At 59.8% G+C, this 19924-nt stretch carries 12 protein-coding genes, 1 tRNA gene and 1 pseudogene; 8 read left to right on the top strand and 6 right to left on the bottom strand.

What is annotated here, in order from left to right:
• The first annotated feature begins 43 nt into the window (after nt 1-43).
• Entirely contained in the window at nt 44-3454 is a 3411-nt protein-coding gene (locus tag TM1040_RS07050; RefSeq protein WP_044026671.1) for a glycosyltransferase, read from the top strand.
• The gene (locus TM1040_RS07045; protein ID WP_011537895.1) at nt 3451-6000 is read left to right on the top strand and encodes a DUF3131 domain-containing protein; all 2550 of its coding nucleotides are present in this window, start codon (nt 3451-3453) and stop codon (nt 5998-6000) included. The genes TM1040_RS07050 and TM1040_RS07045 overlap by 4 nt, the downstream gene beginning before the upstream one ends.
• A gap of 21 nt (nt 6001-6021) precedes the next feature.
• Here the strand turns inward: TM1040_RS07045 and TM1040_RS07040 are convergent, their stop codons facing one another.
• Together TM1040_RS07040 and TM1040_RS07035 are read right to left on the bottom strand one after the other, a co-directional pair.
• Complete coding sequence (locus TM1040_RS07040) at nt 6022-6651, bottom strand: hypothetical protein (RefSeq protein WP_011537894.1); 630 nt, start codon at nt 6649-6651, stop codon at nt 6022-6024.
• Between the two features lie 189 nt (nt 6652-6840).
• Complete coding sequence (locus TM1040_RS07035) at nt 6841-7638, bottom strand: DeoR/GlpR family DNA-binding transcription regulator (protein ID WP_011537893.1); 798 nt, start codon at nt 7636-7638, stop codon at nt 6841-6843.
• Between the two features lie 163 nt (nt 7639-7801).
• Between TM1040_RS07035 and TM1040_RS07030 the strand changes: the two genes are divergently transcribed.
• From TM1040_RS07030 to TM1040_RS07010, 5 genes are read left to right on the top strand one after another with little or no spacing between them, the layout of a single operon-like run.
• Nucleotides 7802-8770: an ABC transporter substrate-binding protein gene (locus tag TM1040_RS07030; protein WP_011537892.1), complete on the top strand. Its 969-nt coding sequence runs from the start codon at nt 7802-7804 to the stop codon at nt 8768-8770.
• Entirely contained in the window at nt 8767-10473 is a 1707-nt protein-coding gene (locus tag TM1040_RS07025) for an ABC transporter permease (protein ID WP_011537891.1), read from the top strand. Before TM1040_RS07030 ends, TM1040_RS07025 begins: the two co-directional genes overlap by 4 nt.
• Nucleotides 10461-11501, top strand: coding sequence for an ABC transporter ATP-binding protein (locus TM1040_RS07020; protein WP_011537890.1), 1041 nt, complete (start codon nt 10461-10463; stop codon nt 11499-11501). The genes TM1040_RS07025 and TM1040_RS07020 overlap by 13 nt, the downstream gene beginning before the upstream one ends.
• A 9-nt stretch (nt 11502-11510) precedes the next feature.
• Nucleotides 11511-12581 (top strand): MBL fold metallo-hydrolase, encoded by a 1071-nt coding sequence (locus TM1040_RS07015; RefSeq protein WP_011537889.1) that lies wholly within the window; start codon nt 11511-11513, stop codon nt 12579-12581.
• Complete coding sequence (locus tag TM1040_RS07010) at nt 12581-13162, top strand: histidine phosphatase family protein (RefSeq protein ID WP_011537888.1); 582 nt, start codon at nt 12581-12583, stop codon at nt 13160-13162. Before TM1040_RS07015 ends, TM1040_RS07010 begins: the two co-directional genes overlap by 1 nt.
• Nucleotides 13163-13625: 463 nt before the next feature.
• On the opposite strand, the gene TM1040_RS07005 is transcribed toward TM1040_RS07010, so the two are convergent.
• From TM1040_RS07005 to cueR, 3 genes and pseudogenes are all read right to left on the bottom strand, one after another.
• Nucleotides 13626-13700, bottom strand: a tRNA-Gln gene (locus tag TM1040_RS07005).
• 249 nt (nt 13701-13949) lie between these two features.
• A pseudogene (locus tag TM1040_RS07000) lies at nt 13950-15613 on the bottom strand (transcriptional regulator).
• Between the two features lie 800 nt (nt 15614-16413).
• Nucleotides 16414-16815 (bottom strand): Cu(I)-responsive transcriptional regulator, encoded by a 402-nt coding sequence (cueR, locus tag TM1040_RS06995; RefSeq protein WP_011537885.1) that lies wholly within the window; start codon nt 16813-16815, stop codon nt 16414-16416.
• A 406-nt stretch (nt 16816-17221) separates the two neighbouring features.
• Between cueR and TM1040_RS06990 the strand changes: the two genes are divergently transcribed.
• Entirely contained in the window at nt 17222-18334 is a 1113-nt protein-coding gene (locus TM1040_RS06990; RefSeq protein ID WP_044027014.1) for an S-(hydroxymethyl)glutathione dehydrogenase/class III alcohol dehydrogenase, read from the top strand.
• A gap of 70 nt (nt 18335-18404) precedes the next feature.
• Here the strand turns inward: TM1040_RS06990 and TM1040_RS06985 are convergent, their stop codons facing one another.
• Entirely contained in the window at nt 18405-19922 is a 1518-nt protein-coding gene (locus TM1040_RS06985) for a SpoVR family protein (RefSeq protein WP_011537883.1), read from the bottom strand.
• Between the last annotated feature and the right edge of the window lie 2 nt (nt 19923-19924).

The following is a 19924-nucleotide window of genomic DNA, read 5'->3' as shown; positions in this document are numbered from 1 at the left end:
CGCCTGTCGCCGTGGTGCGATCGGACCGCGAAAGGCCAGCTGCGTGAGCCGTTTTGCGTTCCACTATGAAAAGCTCGCGGTGAAGGCGGGTGGGCGCAAGGTGTTTGACGACCCGCGCCGACTGCGCCTGCGCCGTCTGCGCGCTGCCTTGGTGATTGCGCTCCTGATGGCCGGGACATGGGCCTACCTGTTTCTGGATGGCGCATTATCGTGGCAAACGGCCTGGCAAGAGGTGCGGGGCAGATGGACGCAACAAGAGGACGTATTGCGCCTCTCGGACGACCCGCTTCAACTCCCCGAAGACCTGCGCCTTGCCTCCCTCCTGCCAGTGCGCCCTACCCGCCCCACCTGCGAAGCACCAAGCCAGCCCTTCTTTGCGGCAATGGCCAGCCCTTCTGCCGCGACCATTTTTGGACATGTGCCTTCGGATACGGATTGGGGACAGTTGTCCCTGAATGAGAGCTGCAATCAACTGGGGGTTCTGGTGCCGGACTGGCTCCGGCTCGAAACCACCCCCGAAGGGCCCGTGGTGAAGATCGAATCCGAAGAAAGCCGCGCGCCTCTGGTGGATTACCGCAGCACATCGGGCCATGCCCCAGATCTGATGCCAGTGCTTGAAGTGGACACTGGCAGCGACAAGGCAGGTTTCTTGCGCAACCTCAGCACGCCCGAGACTGCTCAAAGCGTAACGTCTCAGGTGCTTGCACAGCTTCGACCGCTCTATGCCCAAGGAACCTGCATCAGCATTCCTGGGCTTGAGACCGCTGATCTCGATGTGTTGCAGCCGTTTTTCAAAACCCTGACCTCGAGCCTGAGAAGCGAAGGCCATAGCCCCTGCCTCATCCTGAGCGGCACCTCGACGGCGTGGCAATCGCGCGAAACCACAGCGCTGTTTGATAAGGTCATCCTCAAGCTCTTTCTCGATCCCTGGGTGGGCACCGCGCCTTCGCCGCTGGCCACGGACGCCTGGTTCGAGAAAACCGCCAAGGCCGCACTTCAGGAGATTGGCAAAGACAAACTGGTGATCGCTCTTGGAACCTTCGCGGTGGAGTGGGTGTCGGGTGAGCCGCTGCCCAAGGTTCTGCCCTATGCGGCGGCAATGGAGAAAATTGCAGCCGCAGGCGCCGAGCTGCGCTTCAGCGAAAAGACCTCCGGATCGCTTGCGTCTTATCGCGATCCCGAAGGGCGCCTCAACAAGATCTGGATGCAGGACGTCGCCAGCCTCATCAACCAGCTTGTCATCCTGCAGCAGCTTGAGATCCCCAATAGCGCTGTCTGGTCGCTTGGCCTCGAGGATCCGGGTATCTGGAGCGTGCTGCAAAACCGTGACCTGAGCCACGACGCGCTGAGTGCAGACTTGGCTCTGGTGAAGCTCGACTCATATGTGAGCTATCGCGGCGAAGGCGCGTTGCTGCGCCTTCACCGCCGGCAGTCTCCCGGCATCCGCCAGATCGGGTTTGATACGGAAACCGGGCGTGTAGTCTCGCAGAGCTATGACCTGCTGCCGCGCCCCTACGCGCTGGAGCGCTATGGAAAACCGGCCGGCCGCAAGGTGGTTTTGACCTTCGACGATGGCCCACATCCGGTGTTCTCCGAGCAGATCCTCGACATCCTGCAGGAAACCCAGACGCCCGCGACCTTCTTTGTGACCGGCAAAAGCGTGATGAACGCGCCCGAGGTTTTGAACCGGATGATCGACGAGGGACATGAAATCGGCGCACATACGTTCTCTCACCCCCGGATGGATCAGGTCTCCAAGACCCGCGCGACGCTTGAATACGCGATGCTCGACAAGGTGGTGGCCGGGGCGGCAGGTCGGCAGTTGACCCTCTATCGTGAACCTTTCCAGCGCAGTGGCGGCCCGGTGACGGCCGATCGCGTCGCCGCGCTCGAGATTGCTTGGGATCGCGACATGCAAGTGGTCGGCATGGATGTGGTACCCCACGACTGGGCCGGATGGAGCGGCCGCGAGATTGCGGACTTTGCTATCGAGGAAGTCGAACGCGGTGCAGGCAACGTGATCTTGCTGCATGACGGCGGCGAGGATCGCACCGCTTCGGTCGAGGCCACGCGGCTGATCATCACCGAGCTCTCTGCCAAAGGCTATGAGTTTACCACCGTGGCCGACTTGACCGGCAGCACCCGTGCAGCATTGATGCCCGTGACCGAGGGCGGTTATCAAACCTTTGACCGTGTTTCCTTTTCTCTCGTCGCTTGGGGTCAGGACGCCATCGTGATCCTGTTCTGGCTGGCGCTCGGCATCGGGGTTGTGCGCTCTGTTGCGATCTTGTTGCTCGCCGTCCTGAATTGGCGCGGACATCGCACCATCTCGCTGACCACCCCAAAGGTGGCGGTGATCATCCCGGCCCACAACGAGGAGAAGGTCATCCGCAGCTGCATCCAGAGCGTGCGGGCAAGCGACTACAAGAACCTCGAAATCATCGTGGTCGACGATGGCTCCAGCGACAATACGCTGAACGAGATCTTTGCCTTTTCGCACATGCGCGAGGTCCGCCTGATCTCGCAGCCGAACCAGGGCAAATGGAGTGCGCTGAACCGGGCGCTGATGAACACATCCGCCGAGATTGTGGTCTGTATCGATGCAGACACGCAGATCGAGAAATCCGCCATTGGGCACATGGTCAGACATTTCGACAACCCAAGGATCGGTGCGGTCGCGGGCAAGATCATCGCGGGCAACAAGGTGAACCTTCTGACCCGACTGCAGGCGCTGGAATATACCACCGCGCAGAACGTTGAGCGCAAGGCCTTTGATCTGATCAACGGCATGCTGGTGGTGCCCGGCGCCCTCGGTGCATGGCGCGTGGCTGCGCTGCGCAAGGCGGGGCACTTCAGCGACGAGACGATGACCGAAGATACCGACCTCACCATCGAGGTCAACCGTGCAGGATACCGGATCGCATATGAGCCGCTCGCCCGCGGCTACACCGAGGTACCCGAGCGCATTGGGCAGCTTTTGAAACAGCGCCTGCGCTGGTCGTTTGGCATGTTCCAAAGCGCATGGAAGCACAAAAAAGCGATGTTCGAGGGGCGCTCTGTGGGGTTGATTTCGATCCCTGACATGTTCATCTTTGGCTATCTCTTCCCACTGCTGGCGCCGATTGCGGACCTCTTTGTCGCCATCCTGCTTTACCAGATGGTCAGCGGCGGTTGGGACAGCGGGGCGGTTGGCGCGCAGAACATGCAGTATCTCCTCGCCTACCTCACCCTACCCGCGCTCGAGTTCGTGATTGCCGCCTTTGCCCTCGCACGGGACAAGGATGAGAGCATGTGGTCGCTGTTGCTGTTCCCGGTCCAGCGGGTTCTCTACCGGCCGATCCTCTATTACTCCGTGATCCGTGCGATCCTGCGGGCCATCACGGGCCGCCTGTTCAGCTGGGGTGCGCAGAAACGGCTGGGGCGTGACTACAGCCTTGCGACGAGCGGCACATGAAACGCAGATGCTTCCTCAAATCGCTCGGCGCGGGCGCGGCCCTGATCCCGGTGAAATCTTTCGCCACGGATTTCATCGGTGCAGTGACACCCCAGACCTACCCGGTGATCACGGGCATTGATGCGACCACTTCGGTGCCGCATCTGATCGCGGCGCTCGACAGCTTTTGGGAGCGCAACATTCCCGTGACCTGTGTGGTGTCGCCCTTTGATGGAGAAGGGGCGCCACTGTCGCCACAGCATCCGTTGGCACGCGTCCTGTCCGGGTATCTTCTGGGCGGCAGCGGTATCGAACTTGCCCCCCTCACAGCCGATCTCGCCACCCTGTCTCAGCATTTTCAGGCCCGCAGGGCGCATGGCGCACTTGCAGCGCTGCGCGAAATGCTGAGCCCGGTGGAACGAACGCTCGGACTCCCCATCCGAGTCCCGACCCTGGCTTGCCACGATGTGGCGCGCCCCGCCTCCCCCATGGCGGTGCGTTCGGCCGGGGTCTTCAATATTCTGAGCCTGCCAAGGGCCAGCGCCCCTATTGTCTCGCAAACCTGGGAGAATGGCGTGGCACGTCTCTTTGGGGGGCGGCTTGTGGATCTGTTTCAAACGGGCGAGGCTGCACCCGAGTTACCGGCTGCGACGCAGAACGTCGATTACCTGTCCGCAACCTCCTTTGCACAGGTGGATGTTGATGATCTCAAGGCCCTGACCGATCGGTACGCCCAGCGCCTTGCCCAACAGGAAGTCGATGGCACGGCGTCGCTTTTGCCTGTCTCAGATCTGCAACTGCGGGATGCCTATGATTTCAAACGCTCCATCTGCGTTTATGTGCAGAGCAGCCTCAACGCTCCTGCCCCCGACGCCCCATCAGCGCTGACTCGGCTCCTTGATCGGATGAAACTGCCGTATTTGCAAAGCCCGGCGTTGGCGGGACCTTCCGCCAGTCAGTTGGCAATCTGGGTGCCGACTGAAACACCAACGCACGGAGGCGAGCCCCCGCCCCAGCCGCATCCGGTAACCCTCACCGGCGTCTCTGCAACTGGTGCCCCCCTCCTGACCACAACGCGCCCGCTTTCGGCAGGGATTGCGGTGCGACTTGATGTGGACCCTGCGTCCCACCTCGGTATCGGTGCGGATGGCGTGCTTACGCTGCCGCGCCGCGATGTGGATGCACCGATCACCCCCGAGAGCCTTCAGGCCGCATTCACGGGTCTCAACGATGTGGTTGTGGTGCTGCGCAGCGATGACTTCTCGGACGACAGCACCCTGACCGCGCTCGAACACGCGCTCACCAGCGCCAAGCGCACGCCGGTGACAGAATTCACCTCACTGGAGAAGATGACACAGGGCATGATCCCAAATGGGCCACTGCCATTGCGCTATCGACGTGTGGCCGCGACGCAGCCGGAGCTGACTTTGCGGAAGCTTCAACTCTCTGAAGAGCGGCGCGCAGAGCTGTTGGAGGATGCGCAGGTCGCATGGCGCTATCTGGAGCGATTTACCCATCCCGAAACGGGGCTTTGCCCTTCGACGGTTGACTCATCTCCCGGTGGGCGCCTGCACGAAGCAGTGACAATGTGGGATGTTGGCAGTCATATCAACGGGTTGGTGGCCGCCAAACAGATTGGCCTCATTGACAAGCAGCGCTTTGAGACTGCGATCCGAAAGATCCTGCCCAATATCGCGGGGCGCGTCTCGGATGATCGCCGCCTGCCGCAGGGGTGGATCCGCACCGACCGCACCCGCTGGGGCAACCGCAACTTTGACGCCAGTGACGCCGGGCGTTTGCTCGCCTCTCTGGACAACCTGCGCAGGCACAGCGACTTTGGCGACCAGCTCCTGAAGCTTGTCGCGTCTTATGATCTCGACCAGGTCATTATCGATGGTGAAGTCCATTCCGTGACCGACGGCAAGCTGCACAGCGCCTATGTTTCGCACAGTGCGCATTACGTGGCACGCGCGTTTCGACGCTGGGGGCACGATGTCCGCTCGCCCTACGAGGTGTTCGAGGGGCGCTCGGAGCCAGATGGGCAGATGGCGCTTCTGGAGGCCGTTGCAACCATTGGCCCGATCGGGGCAGAGCCGCTCTTGCTCGAAGCGCTGGAGCTCGGCATGTCGCAAGAGAGCGCCTATCTCGCGGATGTGCTGTTTTCAACGCAGCTTGAAGATTTCCGCGAGACCGGCCGTCTGATCTGCGTCTCTGAAGGCCCAATCGACACCAGCCCCTGGTTTCTATATCAGGGTCTGCAACTTGATGCCGAGACGCGCACGTGGGCGATGGACACGGTCGGGCAAGAGCCAGAATATCGCACGCCGGAATTTCGTGATGAGTATCTCGCCGTCAGCAGCAAGGCCGCCTATCTCTGGTCGGCGTTGCAGCCCCATTCCTATTCGGATCGGCTGCGCGCATATGTGCGCGAGAACGCAAAGACGGATAACGGCTACTCCTCAAGCATCTTTGTTAGATCGGGTCGCGCTACGCGCAATTACACCGACCTCAACACCAACAGCGTCATACTTCAGGCCATTGCGCATCAGCTGACAACCTCCGGCTGACGCGCATGTCCCATTGTCGGCTTAAAAGGTGCGGCAGCCAGTGGAGGCAATCTCGCCAGGGGTCACGGGGTAGCCGGGGCGCGGGTTCAGGATCACCGATTGAATGCCCGTGATGTGGCGCATGCAGGCATCCACCGAGGCCTCATCCATGCGACGCCCACCAACATAGATGTCGATCCAGTCGTGACCTTTGTGGCCCGTGTGGCAGGGCCCATCTTGTGGCCGCGGTCCATCGCCGCACATGTCCTCGACAATGGCGTACTTCTGGAGCCGCTCAATGTAGAACCGGGTGCCGGGCTTGTAATCCATGATGCTGCGCCCGCCGGTTTTCTTGTGACCAACCGCCAAGGTGATAGGGTCGTCGTAGGTGCCAATACCACCTGCGCTGCGATGGATCACCGGGCGCGCGATGATGGCGGAGCCACGCGGGGTATTGTCCCACCAACTATATCCCGTGAGGAATACGTTCATGCTTTGTTCTTGATCTGGGGCGATTGCGACCCGGGTCAGACCAGAGAGATCACTGTCGATATCAAGCCGCGTGCTCACGCTGCTGAATTCGTTGAAGTCGGTTCGCGGATTACCTCCGCAGGCCGAAAGGGAAATCGCGAACGCGGCTGCTGTGGCAGCCTTGAGTGATACAGGTATCATGGGACCATCCTACTGAACAGAAACGCCTCGACTGCCACGACATCGCCGCCCGAAGCTCTTCTGAACCGTGGGTCAAACCCCTTTACGAACCCCTAACAAAAACCCCTGCAACAATCTGAAAAGATTATATTATTTTCAAAAATATCGATTCAAATTTGAACGATTAACGGCCTCAACCTGCCAGCCGCATCAGGCGCGCAGCGGGCGTTCATCTGTGGCGACACGCAGAACCTCGCACCCGGCTTCTTGGCATTTGCGCATGATTTCCCGAGGAAAATCAGCCCCCGTGACCACCACGTCATAGTCCCAGATCATGTGTTTTCGGCACGGTAGAGCACGCCCGAATTTTTCTCGATCCACGACCAGAACCCGGCGCGTGGCGCAGGTTGAAATCGCCTCACGCGCGGCGATCTCATCCGTGTTGTAGTCCAAAACATCCCCGGAAAGGGAAAGACCGCCGCAACTAAAAATCGCGATGTCGACCATGTAGTCGGCAAAAAACGCGCGACTCGCAGCGCCGACAAAATCCAGATCGCGCAGCCGCACCGCCCCCCCGGCAAGCGATACCGAGACCCCGCTTGCCCCTTGCAGCGCAATCACCGCGTGAATGTTGTTGGTGGCAACAAAGAGGTCCCTATGGCTGGCGGCCAGCTGACGCGCGCAGGCCTCGACCGTGGTCCCCGTGCCCAAAGCAACACGGCTACCATCTTCTATCATCGGTTTTACCGCCATCGCGATCTGTTGCTTTTCGCTGCGCGCGACACTCATCCGCGGGGCGTAGCCGATGTTCTCCGAGGGCTGCCGAAGCCGGACCCTGCCGTGGCGACGTTGCACCAGGGCCGCCTCATCGAGTTCTCGCAAATCGGTGCGAATGGTCTGGACAGACACATTCAGCCGCGCGGCCAGATCCTGCGCGGACAACTCGTCTTGTGCGCACAACAACCGAATAATCGCATCCCGGCGCTCGTTGAGTTCCCCCCGTCGCATTCGCTTTCCTTTGAAAGTGAAAATCCGTGCGGGCGTCCTAACAAGAGCAGCGCCCTCCGGGCAAGATAATAATAGATTTGCGAAACTGTCACATGATCGTTTCAGACTCAGGGGATACGAGCGGCATCTTAACTTTCGAACGAAAGCCACACGGAGATCTCGGATGAAGCCCCTTCTGTCTGCCGCCCTTCTTGCCTTTACCGCCTCAGCCTCGATGGCCGAGACCCTGACGCTCTACACGTCGCAGCCCAACGCGGATGCGCAGATGACCGTCGATGCCTTTATGAAAGCCAACCCCGAAATCGAAGTCGAGTGGGTTCGCGATGGCACCACGAAACTGATGGCCCGCCTGATGGCAGAAATCGAGGCCGGCAACCCCCAGCCCGACGTGCTGCTGATCGCGGATACTGCAACCCTCGAAGGCATGGCGCAAAACGGCCAGCTCAAGGCGTACCAGTCCCCGGAAGCCGCGGCCTATGACCCCGCTCTTTATTCGGCGGAGGGTTATTACCACTCCACCAAGCTGATCACGACGGGCATCGTCTACAACACCGGCGCGGCGACACAGCCGACCTCCTGGGCCGATCTCGCAGATCCTGCCCTCAAGGGTCAAATCGCAATGCCCTCGCCACTCTACTCGGGTGCGGCGCTCATTCACCTTGCCACGCTTACCGGCGACAAGGATCTCGGCTGGGACTACTACGGCGACCTCGCCAGCAATGACGCCCGCGCACAGGGCGGCAACGGCGGCACGTTCAAGGCGGTTGCGTCGGGTGAAAAACCCTATGGCGTCGTGGTCGACTTTCTCGCGATCCGCAACAAGGCCGATGGCTCGCCGGTTGAATTCGTCTTCCCCGAGGAAGGCGTCTCTTATGTGACCGAGCCGGTGGCGATCCTCGAGAGCGCCAAGAACGTCGACGCGGCGCAGAAGTTTGTCGACTTCGTGCTGTCACAGCAAGGTCAGGACCTGGTGCTTGACATGGGCTACATCCCCGCCCGCAATGACATGGGGGTACCTGCCGGGTTCCCCGCACGCGATGAGATCAAGCTGATGTCGTTTGATCCGGCGCAGGCACTCACGGATGCCGATGCCAACAAAGCCAAGTTCGCAGAGCTCTTTGGCGCGGAATGAGTTCGCTCGCCGCATATTCCAGCAGCAGCCGGTCCGAGGGCCGGCTGCTGTCGCTCATTCTGGTGCTGGCGGTTGTACTCACCCTTGCACCGGTCGTGCGCCTGTTTGTTGAGGGTCTCACCGCTGGCGATCAGTTGAATTTCGGATTCTTTGCCGAAGTCTTGCAAAAACCCGCCACGCTCTCGGCGCTCAAACATTCTCTGGTGACGGCTGGACTGGGCACTGCCCTTTCATTGCTGATCGGGGGGTGTTTTGCCTTTCTGGTCGCGCTCACCGATCTGCGCCGCAAGGGCGCGCTGGTGTTTTGCCTGATGATCCCGATGATGATCCCACCTCAGATCACCGCCCTGTCGTGGACGCAGATCATGGGGCCATCATCGGTATTTCTCAAAACCCTTGGTCTCGCACCGCCGCTCGGCGCGCCTCAGCCTCTTTATTCGCCTGCAGGGATTATTCTGCTGTTGGGCATTCAGCATACGTCGATCATCTTTTTGACCCTGCGCGCCGGCCTTCGCGCGATCCCCCAGGATGTGGTCGAGGCAGCGCGGGTTTCGGGTGCGAAGGGCTTTCGCATCTGGGCGCAAGTCGTGTTGCCCCTCACCTTGCCAAGCCTTCTGGCCGGGGTCGCGATCACCTTTGTGACCGCACTTGGGAATTTTGGCATTCCCGCGATGCTCGGTATTCCCGCAGGCTATGCCACCCTACCTACGTTGATTTATCAACGACTTGCCGGCATGGGCACCACGGTTTTGGCCGAGGTTGCGGTTCTCGCCACCCTCATCGGCGTGGTTGCGATTGCAGGCATCCTGTTGCAGCGCTTCTGCCAGAGCCGACAGCGCGTGCATCTGGTCGGCGGCTCCGGGCGCGCGCTCTCAATTCCTTTGGGCAAAGCTCGTCTGCCGATCGAGATCGCCCTCTGGAGCGTCATCGCCACCATCCTCGTCCTTCCCATGGCCGGGCTTTTGGCCACATCCCTTGTGCCCGCCTACGGTGTGCCGTTGCGGCTGGATACGCTCTCTTTCGAGGGCTGGCATGAGGCGCTGTTTCGCCAACCGGTCACCCAGCGCGCCTTTGTGAACTCATTCGGACTCTCGCTAGGGGCAGCTGCGCTCTTGATGGCGCTTTGCCTGCCGCTTGCCTGGCTGATGGAGCGTCACAAAACCCGGCTTGGTCGCGTCTTTGACAGCCTTCTGGACCTGCCCTACGCGCTGCCCGGAGTTGTACTCGCGATTGCGATGATCCTGCTGCTGATCAACCTGCCCTTCACCGACGTCACGCTCTACGGCACCATCTGGATCATCTTTATCGCGTATCTCGCGCGGTTCTTTGCAGTGATGTTTCGCCCGGTGCAATCAAGCCTGCGTCAGCTGGACCCCGCGATGGACGAGGCCGCACAAGCGGTGGGCGCGCCGTTGTGGCGTCGGCTGCGTGACATCATCCTGCCGCTCTCTGCCCCTTCGGCCGCGGCTGGCGCGATCCTTGTGTTCCTGACCGCATTCAACGAGCTCACCGTATCCGCGCTTTTGTGGTCCTCAGGAACAGAGACGCTTGGCGTAGTGATCTTCAACCTCGACGACAGCGGCGAGACGGTGATGGCCTCCGCCGTCGCCATGACCATCGTCTTTGTCGTCATGATCCTGATGGCGGTGATCCAAGCCACATCCCGCCACCTGCCCAAAGGAGTTGTGCCATGGCAGAGCTGACCCTGTCCGACATCACCAAACACTTTGGCGACGCGCCTGCTTTGCGCTCCATCTCGACCACTGTGCGCGATGGAGAGTTCCTCGCCCTTCTGGGTCCTTCGGGCTGCGGGAAGTCCACGCTTTTGCGACTGCTGGCCGGATTCGAGACCCCCAGCGAGGGGCGCATTTCCATTGGAACGCGCGAGGTCGCCAATGCAGAAAGACGCCTGAACCTGCCGCCCGAAGAACGCAACATCGGCTTTGTGTTCCAGTCCTATGCGCTCTGGCCGCATATGAACGTGCGGCGCAATGTGGGCTATCCGCTGGAAATCCGCCGCCTGCCCCGGGCAGAGCAAGACGCCCGGATTGATGCGGCGCTGCAGGCGACCGCCCTTGAACCCTATGGCGCGCGGATGCCCGCGGAGCTTTCGGGTGGGCAACGGCAGCGGGTGGCGCTTGCGCGCTGTCTGGTCTCTGATCCTACGGCGGTTTTGCTGGATGAGCCGCTCGCAAATCTGGACGTGGCCTTGCGCGCGTCGATGCAACAGGTCTTTAGCGACTTTCACCAGCGCACTCAGGCCACCATGGTCTATGTCACTCACGACCAGGCCGAGGCGATGGCCATGGCGGATCGCATCGCGGTCATGAACCAGGGTGAGATCGTACAACTCGACACGCCCGAGGCCCTTTATGCCCGCCCCCGCAGCCGCTTTGTCGCCGAATTCGTGGGCGAAGGCGCTGTGGTGCCCCTGATCGGCGCGACCCATCACGACAGAGGCGCAGAGGCGACCTTGCTCGGGGCGCGCTACCCCATTGAAACCGACACTCAAACCCCGGCGCTTGCCTGCCTCAGACCTGAAAACCTGCAGATTTCGGACGCCGGCAACATTCGCGCGCGGGTGGAGCGGGTGACGTATCTCGGGGGACGCTACCGGCTCGAACTGACCGCCGCGAGTGGCGACAGCCTGGTAACCCAATCCGCAACCCGCTTTGCCCTAGGCGAACAGATCGGCCTGACCCTATCCGCCCCATGGGCCTTTGCCGCCTAGGAGGATCTCATGAGCACCATCACCGTTCTCTCCGGTATCGGCGATAAAGGCCCCGCCGCCATGCGCCTTGATACCGGACGCCACCGCTGGCTTCTGGATTGCGGCTTTGGCCCGGAGGCCAACGCCACCTTTGATCCCGACTGGCTGATCGGGGTCGACGCGGTCTTTGTGACCCACGACCATATCGACCACATCGGCGGCGCGGCCTACGCCGTGGAGGCGGGCTTGCCGATCTATGCCACCCGTCGCACCGCGCAAGCACTGCCACCCTCGGCACAGGTGATCGCGCTCCCTGAACAGGGAGAGACGCACCTTGACGGAATTTGCCTCACCACCGGTCGCAATGGCCATGCTCTTGGTGGCGTGTGGATGCATTTTGATCTCGGCGCGGGATTGTTCTACTCCGGCGATTGGTCTGAAGAGAGCCAATGGTTTGCTTTTGACGAGCCACCAGACGCGGCCACTGCGATTATCGACTGCTCCTATCACCTGAGCAACGTCCCCCAAAGCCAGCGACTTCAGGACCTCGACGCGCTGATTGACGACCTTGGTGGCCAGATCCTCTTTCCGGTGCCGCCCTCTGGCCGCGCGGGCGAGCTGGCGTTGCACCTGATGCACCGCTTTGGCCCCGAAGCGGTTCTGCTCGACCCCGAATGCTGCGACAGCCTGCGCGCCGCCCTCAGGTCTGGCGGTGTCGCGCCGCGCGCGCAAGAAATTGCGCCGCTGCTGGAGCGTGGCCCGCTCGATGAGGCCCGGTTTCTGATCTGCGACACCCCAAACGCCGACGGCGGCGCCGCCTGGGCCTATGTGCGCGCGTGGCGCGAAAGTGGCCGTTTGGGGCGGGATGCTCATGTGATCTTCACAGGTCATATGACCGCCCATGCCCGCGGCATCGAGGCTGTCGAGGGCGGGTACTTTCGCCGCTGGAACGTTCATCCCCCGCTTTCGGACCAGATCGCCATGATCCGCCGCCTCGGCACCAAGCGCTACGCCCCCGCCTTCTGCACCATGCCCGAGGACTATCTGGTCGAAGAAGGTTTTGATGCGCAGGTCTTTTTACACGAAACAGTGGAGCTCTAATGGCCTCATTTCCTGCCCTGCCCGCCCGCAGCTTCTGTCTGATCCGACATGGTGAGACGACCGCAAACCGCGATGAAATCATCGCGGGGCGGCTCGATGTCGCGCTGACGGATCTGGGGCGGCAACAGGCGAGCCTGCTCAAAGAGATCTCCTTCCCGGAGCCCATCACGCTGTTTTGCAGCCCGATGGATCGCGCAATCAAGACCGCCTCGCTTGGGTTCCACGACACCACCGCCCAGGTGGTTCCAGACCTGCGAGAACGAGATTGGGGGGTATTTGAAGGGCGCCCCCTCTCGGAGCTGCCGCCCCGGGACAGCACACCGCCCCAAGGCGAGGGGTGGCGCGACATGATCCTGCGGGTGCACGCCGCCATAACCTGGTGTTGCACGCAGTCTCAGGGCGCATTGCCGGTGCTGGTCTGCCATTCCGGCGTGATCCGCGCAACACGCCTTCTCGCGCAACAAACCGGCGTCGGCACACGCCCCGCCAATGCCACGCCCATCCTGTTTGAACACCACTCAGGCAAGCATATCGAACAATGGCCGGATCATTCTGGCGCCAACACAGCTCGACTGCGGTAGCTTCATTATCGTCGATGAGAGAGCGCATCAGCTGAAGACTGTTATGCGGCTAGCTGCGCGCGCAGTTCTCGGAGTCGAGGTATAGGTATCGCAGAACTTTCAAGGCCTTAATGAAATCCGGCGGCCCCATCCGTCACTGGCCGGAGACTACCTCGCCTTCAGGTCCCTTCCTCGCTGCTCCGCCGACATGGTGCGACAGCGGCTCTTTAAGGAACGTCTTCTCTATGTTTGTTCTTTGGATTCTGGGGAACTGGCAAGCACGTAAGCGTCATCCCGGTGTTATCCTGCGTTTTCCATTGCTTATCCCTATGCCCGACTATACTCGGACCTAACGACCTCTCCCACCCGGGGAAAGCATCCGGCTCAGCTCACGGTCCCTGCGCTAACGGACTGGGGCACTAAACGGGGGAATTCCAGTCACCTACCGTAACCGACACTCATGCTGCAATGTTCAGGAAAACACTGGCTGGGGTGGTAGGATTCGAACCTACGGTACACGGTACCAAAAACCGCTGCCTTACCGCTTGGCTACACCCCAACGCTGTGTGTGAGGGGCCTTCTAATGAGAGTTTCGAGGGGCTGCAAGAGGTTTTTCGGAAAAAAAATACTCGCCCTAAAAAAATGCTGAGATGTTCCTTTAGAACAGATACTTATGATGGCTCACACCGCAGGGGCGGAGGACCGTTCTGACACCGCGATAGGACTGTTTGAAACAACGCTGCCCCCTCCAATGCTCGGGAGCGATGGAGAGGGCAATCGAGAGGGGCGCCGCGGGATGTGTGCGTAGTTATTCAGGCACGCCCGCTTCACGCAATGCGCTGGCCCAATCCGGGCCAGAGGGGGTGAAGCCGGCTGCATGTTCCTGCATGTAGCGCGATAGAGAGAAATCCGGCGTCACCTTCATCAGGCTTTCGACAACGTGACGCGCCTCATCGGAGCGGCCAGACATCTGCAAGGCGATCGCCTTGGTGCGCAGGGTCGATGGATAAGAGTCGTTTTCCTCAAGCGAACGGTCCGCGAGCTCAATGGCCCGGTTGTAGTCGCGCGCCGCCAGGCTCACCGCAGCTGCCAGCGAGTCAAAATAATAGCGCTGTGGCCCAAGCGGGGTGAGCTTGCGGGCAGCTTCGGTCAACACCACGCCCTCATCCGGACGGTTCTGCATGGCGCGCGTCGCGCCCTTGAGCAGCAGGGCAAGCGCCTCATTGGGATTGTCTTGCAGCGCCTTGTCATAGGAGTACTGTGCGTTGTCGAAGTCAAACGTGAGATAGCTGGCAATCATTCCCTTCAGGGTATGCGCCAGCGAAAAGGCGGGGTCCTGGGCGAGAGCCGCGTTCGCGAGGTTCTCTGCCATCAGTGTGCTCTTGCGGCGATCCCCCGACAGCCCTTTTTGAACACGCATCACATGCCAGATGCCTGCCCAGGTCAACACGACCGGATGATGCATCTCGCGCTCCATGAGCGTGTCGAGAATTTCATTTGATTTCTCAAATTGATCGGGGTGCTTGCTTTGCATCATCACAATCGCGGCCATCAGCAATGTGTGATTGGCGAGATTTCCCAAAGGCCGGAAACTTACAAGTCTGACAGCCTCTCCGACGACCGTTTGCCCGATTTGGCTGGTGGCATCTCGCAATGCGCCCCCCTGCCCCATTAACAAATCCGAAAGGCTCCCACGAAACTCCCGCGACCAAATGACTTTTTCCCGATGCGCGTCATGCAAATCAATTTGCGCAATAAAATCGTGACCCTAACAAAAACGGAACCAGAGACCAGATAGCTTACGCCAGCGACCGAGGAGACTTCGGCTGGGCGCACATCCTCGAGGCTGAATTGGCGCGACGCCAGATATGAGGTGACAGAGAACGCCTGACTGCGTGACAACTGTCGCGACAGTTCCTCCGACAGGATCGCACCAAGCGGCGCGGTCGACCCTCCGGGCGCACGCTGGGCAAAAGGCAAGACTGCGATGGAGGGGAGCAACTCGTCCAGGATGACGCGGCTCCTGTCACGTGGCGCCCAAGGCTGTTCTTGCGCGACGCTTGCCGTCCCGGAGGCCTGAGACCGCATTTCAGAAAGCCACTCCGAAAAGGCATTTTCATGTGGAAGCTCAAAGCCTTCCATAAATTCACCCCTTGCCGGATCGCGCTCCACTTCGATCATGCTCAAATCGAGCGTGACGCGCTCGCGATTGGCCTTGAAAGCGGCAGAAGCGGTCGGCCCGATGTGTTTTCTCAGGGTGGAGAGCGCCGTTCGCAAGCTCGCCTTGGCCTGTTCCGGCTGCGCAAAACTCCAAAGCGTGTGTTCGAGAAATGCGCGCGTTCGAACCCCTTCTTCCGCTGTCACCATCAGCGCCATGAGCGCCTGGTGTTTCGCACCAAGTTGAATGGGTTCTCCGTCGGGTCTGTAGACACCAAACGCGCCGTATTGACGTACTTTCAAAACTACAACCATGGGACACTCTCGACAAACAAGTTACGCGAACTACAAGAGCAAAAGTTAAAATAAATAAGCGCCTGCAGCCTTACACTACCATTAAACCAGCAAACGCACGGTGCGACAAACAAAAAATCGCCGCGGCAAAAAAGCACAGATCCGCAATAGGTTAACAAATTACAAACAAACGAAGAGGGAATTTAACGAAGGTAACCTCAAAACAACCTATGAGTGCTAAATAAAAGGAAACCTTTCAATTAGTCGGATCGAGAGAGCGCGGAAAGCCTTGATAACATGCGGCATTTTGCATGCGTTTAACGATACTGCCAGTCCGTGTATCCTACCCCGATCTTGTGATGGCGCGTCGTACCCTGTTCGCTGCACCCAGGAACCAAGTCGAAACCGGCCCCTTGGAGCGTGCAGTTGAGAGGTCAGGAGGCCGCGTTGCACGGCAAGACAGCGCAGGTCCTTGACTCGCGCTGGCGTAAAATTACCGCTAAATCATTCAGGGCAAACAGTGGTACAACAGAGCCATCACAAAGCTCCCAAGACGCAGGGTGCGGTGATTCTGCACGTTTGCGTCGCTAGCAGGCCGCCCCCGCAACACCAGATAGCGCTGGCTTCCCGATCTTAGTTTTGAAAAGATGAAAACTCCACGCCAGGTACCTATCTGAGAGACAGCTGCCATAGACCTGAGCAGGTGCAAAGATCCGCAAGTTTTTCAGGTAAGCGCGCCGCGCCTCTCGGCCCCAAGGATTGCCCATCAAGCCTTGATTGTGCCTTCTGTCAGGGTTTGATCTTCGGGATAGCCTGCCTGATCATCCAATCGGATCGGTTTCGCCGGACAGATCCTTGAGGATCGGGCAGTCAGGACGATTGTCGCCAGAGCAGCAGGTGATCAATTCGCTGAGGGTTTCACGCATCGCCGCCAGATCGCTGATCTTTGCTTCGATCTTGCACAAATGTGCCTGCGCAAGCTGTTTTACATCCGCACTGGCGCGGCTGTCGTCCTCGTAGAGTCCAAGCAGGACACGGCAGTCCTCTATCGAAAACCCCAGCGCCCGAGCACGCCCCAAAAAGGCCAGCTTGTGGAGATCCCTCTCCTCAAAACAGCGATAACCATTGGCACTACGGTTGGGACAGATCAGACCGATGTCCTCGTAATAGCGGATCGTCTTGGCCGGAAGTCCCGACTTCGCCGCTACGTCACCGATATTCATCTGTCCACGCCTCCCAGACATCGCTTGCGCTAAGCTTACTACATCATCTTCCCCAAGATGGAGACGACTGCAAGCAATCTCAAGTCGTCCGCTGCAAAGACGCGCCGACACCCCGGCGTGACGCAGCATAGAATGCGAATGTCGGTTTTGACTCTCTCGCCGCCAAGGCGCAGCCGGTATAGAGGGAAGGACCGAGACCAGATGGCGCGGCGCCTTGCGTTCGATGGTTGCGTAGCCCCACCGGGCTGCTGTACCCCTGAACACATGGCCAAAGCGTCCAATGGCCCCGCGAGCCAAAGTCACACCTGTGACCACATATGCCCAAATCGTTTGCCTGCGTCTGCGCCGCCACACCCGGCAGCAGGCGTAACGGTCTGAAACGTCTGAGAAGAAGGACAAAGTGATGATCAAAACCCGCGCCGCAGTGGCCCTCGAAGCAGGCAAGCCGCTTGAAATCATGGAGGTGAACCTCGAAGGCCCCAAGGCGGGCGAGGTTCTCGTCGAGATCAAGGCCACTGGCCTCTGCCACACCGACGAATTCACCCGTTCAGGCGATGATCCCGAAGGTATCTTTCCCGCCATTCTCGGCCACGAGGGCGCAGGCGTTGTGATTGAGGTCGGCGAAGGCGTCAAAAGTCTGAAGCCAGGCGATCATGTGATCCCGCTCTATACGCCCGAATGCCGCGAGTGCGATTACTGCCTCAACCCAAAGACCAACCTCTGCCAGGCGATCCGTTCGACGCAGGGTCAGGGTCTTCTGCCCGATGGCACGACCCGCTTTTCGCTACCGGACGGGACGCCGATCCATCACTACATGGGCTGCTCGACTTTCGCCAACCACACGGTTGTGCCCGAGATCGCGCTCGCCAAGATCCGTGAGGACGCGCCCTTTGACAAAGTGTGCTACATCGGTTGCGGCGTCACGACGGGCATCGGTGCTGTGATCAACACGGCCAAGGTCGAAATCGGGTCGACTGCGATCGTGTTTGGCCTTGGCGGGATTGGTCTCAACGTTATTCAGGGCCTTCGCTTGGCCGGTGCGGACCAGATCGTCGGTGTGGACCTCAACCCCGGCAAGGTTGCGATGGCGGAAAAATTCGGCATGACCGATTTTGTAAACCCCTCCGAAGTCGAGGGTGATCTGGTGGCGCACCTTGTTGAGCTCACGGGCGGCGGTGCGGATTACACCTTTGACGCCACCGGGAATGTCAGCGTCATGCGCACTGCACTCGAAGCGGCCCACAAAGGCTGGGGCGAGAGCATCATCATCGGCGTGGCTCCGGCGGGCGCAGAGATTTCCACCCGCCCCTTCCAGCTTGTGACCGGCCGTTCCTGGCGCGGCACCGCCTTTGGCGGCGCGTCCGGTCGCACAGATGTGCCAAAGATCGTGGACTGGTACATGGACGGCAAGATCGAGATCGATCCGATGATCACCCACAAACTGACGCTTGATCAGATCAACGAAGGGTTTGACCTCATGCACGAGGGCAAATCGATCCGAGCCGTTGTCGAGTTCTAAGAAGCCCCTGATACAAAAAACAAAAGGCGGCCTCCTTGGGCCGCCTTTTTTGCTCTGAGGTTCGCAGGTTTTACTGTGGTCCGTCCGCAACCGCGTCGAGTTTCACGTCATACCCCCATAGCCTGCGCAAGTGTTTGAGCACCTCATCCCGGTCAGCTTCGGCCAGATGCACGTTGTCGCGCACCTTATGCACGAGCTTCAGCGTGCGATCCCCCTTGAGATCCGCATCGCTCACCTGGATATCCGGTTCGATATAGGCAAGATCATACTGTTTCGCGAGATCGCGGCGGATCGCCTTGTAGCCCGCGCGGTTATGGATCTGGCTGATCACCAGTTTGGGGTGGCTCTCATCATCCGTCAGCGTAAAGAGCTTGAACTTACGGATCAGATGCGGCGAGAGATATTGCTGGATAAAGCTCTCATCGCGGTAATTGGCCCATGCGTTGCGCAGGACACCGCGCCAATCCTTGCTCCCAGCGATATCCGGGAACCATTCTCGATCCTCCTCCGTCGGTTCCTCGCAAATCCGTCGGATGTCCTGCATCATCGCAAAGCCCAGCGCATAAGGGTTGATGCCAGAATAGCGCGGATCGTCATATTCGGGCTGCATCACCACATTTGTGTGGCTGTGCATCATCTCCATCATCGCGCCCTGGGTAATCAGCCCCTGCTCGTAGAGTTCGTTGATAATGTAGTAATGCACGAAGGTTGCGCAGCCCTCGTTCATCACCTTGGTCTGTTTCTGCGGATAAAAATACTGCGCCAACATGCGCACGATGCGCAGGATCTCCCTTTGCCAGGGTTCAAGCACAGGGCTGTGCTTTTCCAAGAAATAGAGAATATTCTCCTGCGGCAGGTTCATCCGCTTGCGTCGCTCTGAATGATCCAGATCCGCATCCGGCGCATCCGCATCCCGCTTCAGACCCAGTGTTGCATCTGTCCAGATATCCAGCGCGCTCTGGCCTTTTTCATAGGCTTCACGCAACTGCTGCATCGCGCGGCGTTCCTCGATTGTGGGCTTGGGCGGGCGGCCATAGCGAAAGACACCCTGGCTTTGTAGCGCGTGCGCTGCATCCAGAATTTCCTCCACCGCATCAAAGCCATAACGCTCTTCGCAGGCGGCGATGTAATTCTTGGCAAAGGCCAGATAGTCCTGAATGCCATCCGCATCGGTCCATTGCTGGAACAGATAGTTGTTCTTGAAGAAGTGGTTATGCCCGAACGCCGCATGCGCCATCACCAGCGTCTGCATCGCCATGGTGTTCTCTTCCATATTATAGCTGATGCAGGGATTGGAGTTGATGACGATCTCATAGGCCAACCCCTGACGCCCGGTGCGATAGAGCGCCTCATCACGGGCGAAGTGTTTCCCAAAGGACCAGTGCTGATACATCAGCGGCAGCCCCACACAAGAATACGCATCGAGCATCTGCTCGGCCGAAATAATCTCGATCTGGTTGGGATAGACGTCCAGACCCAGATCGCCCAGCGCGATTTTCTCAATCGCGTCGCGGGCCTTCTCCAAGAGCTCAAACGTCCACTCTGGCCCATCAAACAGGGGGGCGGTGGCGGTTTTTGCAGTCTCCATCG

Origin of the sequence: Ruegeria sp. TM1040 (assembly GCF_000014065.1) — a bacterium.
In the GTDB taxonomy this organism is placed as follows: Bacteria; Pseudomonadota; Alphaproteobacteria; order Rhodobacterales; family Rhodobacteraceae; genus Epibacterium.
This window is presented reverse-complemented; position numbering and strand designations above follow the sequence as displayed.